Raw genomic sequence first — 5,165 nt, forward strand, 5'->3', positions numbered from 1 at the left:
CAAGAGTGGCGGTTCGGCGCGCTGGATTGAGGACTGGGATCCATCGGATGAAGAGACGTGGGACAGCAAGTTCGCGTGGAAGACGTTGTGGGTCACAACGTTCGCGCTCGTCTTGTCGTTCTGCACCTGGTTCCTGGTCAGCGCTATCGCTCCCAAACTGCAAGGGCTCGGGTTCGACCTCTCCCAGAATCAGCTCTATTGGCTGGTTGCGGCGCCCGGCCTCGCGGGCGGCCTACTGCGCCTCCTATGGACTCCATTACCAGCGGTCGTGGGAACGCGTCGGCTCGTCACATTGTCGACGCTGTTGCTGCTCATCCCACTTGTCGGCTGGTTCTTCGCCCTGCAGAATCCCGACACGTCCTTTGCCATGTTGCTGTTGCTGGCATTGGCAACCGGACTCGGTGGTGGCAACTTCTCCGCATTCATGCCCAGCACAAGCTACTTCTTCCCTCGCTCCAAACAAGGCACGGCCCTGGGCTTGCAAGCTGGCATCGGCAACTTCGGCGTCTCCATCGTCCAGCTCGCCACTCCCTGGCTAATCGGGTTCGCCATGATCGGCGGATCGCTAACGTTCGTCCGGGCGGGGCACCCCGACACCCAGATCTGGGTCCAGAATGCGGCCCTGATCTACATCCCATTCGTCCTTGTCGCCGCCGTGCTGGCCTGGATGATGTTGAAGTCCGTGCCCGTGAAGTCAACCCTGTCCGAACAGCGAGACATCTTCCGGTTGAAGCACACCTGGGTGATGACCGCCCTCTACCTGATGACCTTCGGCATCTTCTCCGGGTTCGCCGCGCAGTTCGGGCTGCTCATCAAGAACCAGTTCGGCGCCTTCCCGGGTGCACCCGACCCGCTGAAGTACGCCTTCCTGGGCGCTCTGGTCGGCTCCGCCACCCGGATTGCATTCGGGCCGCTTGCCGACCGTTGGGGCGGAGCACTCTGGACCACAGTCAGCGGCGTCGGGTTGGTCGTGTCGTTGGTATTCACCTCGCTGTTCGTGGACCCGAAGTCCCTTGCCGACTTCACGCCGTTCTTCTGGGGGATGCTGGCGATCTTCTTCTTCTCCGGGATTGGCAACGCGTCGACTTTCAAACAGATGCCCATGATCTTCAAACCACGCCAGGCCGGCGGTGTCATCGGCTGGACGTCGGCTATCGCCGCCTTTGGGCCGTTTATCTTCGGCGTGCTGATCGCCGCTGTGACCCCCAGGCCGTTCTACCTCGGAGTGGCGGTTTTCTCAGCCTTCTGCGTCGGTTTGAACGTCTGGTTCTATCAGCGCAAGAACGCCGAGATCAAGTGCTGATGCCTGCTACCGACTGATTGGGATCCAATGCCAAACGCTGCTAACAACGATCTGGGTGTTCATCGCCTGCTCGCTGGTGAGAGTCGTGCCACGTTGCTCGACCTGCTTCGGCAATCCGACCACCCGATGACGGTCAGTGAGTTGGCGTCGGCAAGCGGTCTGCACGACAACACCGTCCGCGGGCACCTGGACTTGCTGGTCAGCGCGGGCTTCATCACCCGCCGCAAGGAGCGGCGAGCAACGCCAGGCCGTCCCCGGATCGGTTACAGCGTGACCGTGTCCGGTTCGTTTCCCTCCCAGCAGTCGAAAGAAGAAGGCGATTCGCTGCGACTGCTGTGCCGGGTTCTCGCAGCCCAGGCGGCGCACCCGGAGACTGCGGGCACCGCGTGGGTTCGTGCGCGCACCGCAGCCGAGCAATGGATGCGCGAGCACGACGACGTCGACCCCGCCAGGACTGTCGATACACCGGAAGAGGCCCTCACAGTCATTTCGGAGATCCTTGATGAGCGCGGGTTCGCACCCGAAATTGCGCGCGATCAACACAGCGTCGTCCTTCACGCATGCCCCTACGGCGATCTAGCGATGGAACAGCAACAGGTCGTGTGTGGCGTCCACCTTGGCCTGCTCTTGGGGAACCTGGAGCGAATGAACTCACCTGTTGGCGCGCGGTTTTCCGAAATCGATCCAACAACTCCCCGCTGCGTGGTGCAGCTCGTCGAGCGACCCAACCGTACGGAGGATTCACCATGACCAAACTCAGCCGCAACCCCGCCCCGAACGGGAGTAGTCCGCACGGCGGCGGACAGGTCGACGGCGACATCGTCGACGCGCTACTCAAGGGCCGCCGGTTCCTGACCAAGGATGCGGTCTCGCCAGACCTACGCACGGTGCACAAAGTCGGCGGCCGGGACGGCGATGTCTTCTACCGTGATCGGTGGAGTCACGACAAGGTCGTCCGGTCGACTCACGGTGTCAATTGCACCGGCTCTTGCTCATGGAAGGTGTACGTCAAAGACGGCATCATTACCTGGGAAGCGCAACAGACCGACTACCCGAGCGTTGGCCCGGATTCACCGGAATACGAGCCTCGCGGGTGCCCGCGCGGAGCGGCATTCAGTTGGTACACCTACTCCCCCACCCGAGTGCGATTCCCCTACGTTCGTGGCGTTCTGCTCGAGATGTACCGCGAGGCCAAGTCGAGGCTCGGCGATCCCGTGGATGCCTTCGCCGAGATCGCGTCGGATCCCGAGAAGCGCAAGCGATACCAATCAGCGCGCGGCAAGGGCGGTCTCGTGCGCACGACTTGGGAGGAGGCGCTGGAGATCACCGCCGCGGCTCAGGTCAACACGATCAAGGAATATGGGCCAGACCGCATCGCCGGATTCTCGCCGATTCCGGCCATGTCGATGGCATCGCACGCGATCGGGGCGCGGTACACCAGCCTGCTCGGCGGCAGCATGATCAGCTTCTACGACTGGTACGCCGACCTGCCAGTAGCTTCGCCGCAAATTTGGGGTGACCAGACCGATGTGCCAGAAAGCGCGGACTGGTGGAACGCCTCGTATCTGATCATGTGGGGTTCCAACATCCCCACCACCAGAACGCCGGATGCGCACTTCATGACCGAGGCGCGCTACAAGGGTCAGAAAGTCGTTGTCGTTAGTCCCGACTACGCGGACAACACCAAGTTCGCCGATACGTGGATGTCGGCACACCCCGGCACTGATGGGGCCATCGCGATGGCGATGGGTCACGTCATTCTCAAAGAGTTCTTGGTTGATCGCCCAGTTTCACGGTTCCAGGAGTACCTGAAGACCTACTCCGACATGCCGAATCTGATTAGCCTGCGCGAGCGCGAGCCTGGCGTTTACGTTCCCGGCAAATTCCTGACCGCAGCAGACTTGGGTCACGACGGCGAGCAGGGCAATCTGAAGACGGTGCTGATCGACGCCAACACCGATGAGGTTGTGGTCCCCAACGGCTCGTTAGGTTTCCGATACGCCGAAGCTGGCAAAGGCTCCTGGAATTTGGATCTAGGCAACGTTGATCCGCTGCTGACCCTGCTACAACCGGGAGCCGAAACGGCAAGCATCGACCTTCCGCGTTTTGACGTCAATCAGGACGTTCACGAAGGCGGCGGAGTCATGCGTCGCGGAGTTCCGATCCGCACGATCAACGGCCAACTCGTGACTACCGTCTACGACTTGATGCTTGCGTCATACGGGGTGGGTCGCGAAGGCCTGCCTGGGACCTGGCCTGAGTCGTACGACGACGCCAGCCAGCCGCACACGCCGGCTTGGCAGGAGGAAATCACTTCCGTTCCGGCCGCCACCGTCATCCAGGTTGCCCGGGAGTTCGCGTTCAACGCCGAGCAGTCCGGTGGCCGTTCCATGATCGCGCTCGGTGCTGGTACCAACCACTGGTTCCATTCCGACGAGACCTACCGAGCAATCGTGGCTTTGGTGATGATGACCGGGTGCCAGGGAGTCAACGGCGGTGGCTGGGCCCACTACGTCGGGCAGGAGAAAGTCCGACCATTCACGGGCTGGGCGCAGTTGGCGTTCGGGTTGGATTGGGAGCGTCCACCGCGCCAGATGGCCGGTACCTCGTACTGGTACTTCGCCAGCGACCAGTACCGCTATGACGGGTTCAAAGCCGATGAGTTGGCCAGCCCGCTCGGTAAGGGACTGTTCAAAGGGCAAGCACTGGCCGACTGTCTGGTCAAGGCTGCCCGGATGGGCTGGACTCCGTCCTATCCGACCTTCAATCGCAACCCGCTCGACATCTGCGACGAAGCTGCCGCCGCCGGAGAAGAAACTCCGAGCTACCTCGTCGACAAGCTGAAGTCCGGTGAGGTGGCGTTCGCGGCTGAGGATCCAGACGCACCAGAAAACTGGCCGCGAGTCCTGACGATTTGGCGAGCCAACTTGCTGGGCTCATCGAGTAAGGGCAACGAGTACTTCCTGCGGCACCTACTCGGGACCTCAAACGCGGTCCGCGCGGAGGAGACAGCCCCGGAGGATCGACCAACGGAGGTGAAATGGCGCGAGGAAGCACCCACCGGAAAGCTCGACTTAATGGTCTCGATGGACTTCCGGATGACGTCGACGGGCCTGTTCTCCGACGTCTTGCTGCCTGCCGCGACTTGGTACGAGAAGGAGGATCTCTCCTCGACCGACATGCACCCGTTCGTGCATGCATTCAATGCCGCCATCGACCCGCCGTGGGAGACCAGATCCGACTACGACACGTTCGTGGCGATGGCGCGGGCATTCTCGCCGATGGGCGCCAAGCACTTGGGCGTCCGCAAAGACGTCGTCGCCGTCCCGTTGCTGCATGACACTCCCGGGGAGACCATGCAGCCAGGTGGCGTGGTGCTCGATTGGAAGGCCGGCGAGTGCGAGCCGATCCCGGGCAAGACCATGCCGAATCTGGCCATTGTCGAACGCGACTACGGCGAGATCGCGGCCAAGCTGACAGCCATTGGCCCCAATGTCGAGAAGCTCGGAACGACAGTCAAGGGAGTCACGCTCAAGCCCGACAAAGAAGTGGAACAGCTCGCCCGTGTGAACGGGACGGTGCCCAGTGGCTTCGCGGCCGGGCGCCCACGCCTGGATCAGGCGAAGCATGCGTGCGAGATGATCCTGGCGCTATCGGGCACCACGAACGGTCGCCTGGCGGTCGCAGGTTTCCGAGAGTTGGAGGAACGTACCGGGCGCGAATTGGCGGACCTCGCACTCGATAGCGAGGGTAGGCACATCACGTTCCCGGATACGCAATCGCGACCTCAACCGGTCATCACTTCCTCGGAGTGGTCCGGCAGCGAGCACGGCGGCCGTCGCTACTCGCCGTTCACCATCAA

General features: G+C 62.2%; 3 protein-coding genes. All 3 read left to right on the plus strand.

The window, feature by feature from the left end:
• A partial coding sequence (locus tag KAZ48_01100; protein MBP7971367.1) for a NarK/NasA family nitrate transporter occupies nucleotides 1–1,303 on the plus strand: 1,303 nt, incomplete at its 5' end.
• A gap of 27 nt (nucleotides 1,304–1,330) precedes the next feature.
• On the plus strand, nucleotides 1,331–2,053 hold the full coding sequence (locus KAZ48_01105; protein ID MBP7971368.1) for a helix-turn-helix domain-containing protein: 723 nt from the start codon (nucleotides 1,331–1,333) through the stop codon (nucleotides 2,051–2,053).
• Nucleotides 2,050–5,165 (plus strand): nitrate reductase subunit alpha (locus tag KAZ48_01110; protein MBP7971369.1); only part of this gene is annotated, 3,116 nt, incomplete at its 3' end. The genes KAZ48_01105 and KAZ48_01110, both read left to right, overlap by 4 nt.

Source organism: Candidatus Nanopelagicales bacterium (assembly GCA_018003655.1).
Classification (GTDB): Bacteria; Actinomycetota; Actinomycetes; order S36-B12; family UBA10799; genus JAGNDY01.

Coding starts and splice junctions, on each gene's coding strand:
- KAZ48_01105 (MBP7971368.1), top strand. CDS start 1,331: ATGCCAAACGCTGCTAACAACGATCTGGGTGTTCATCGCCTGCTCGCT.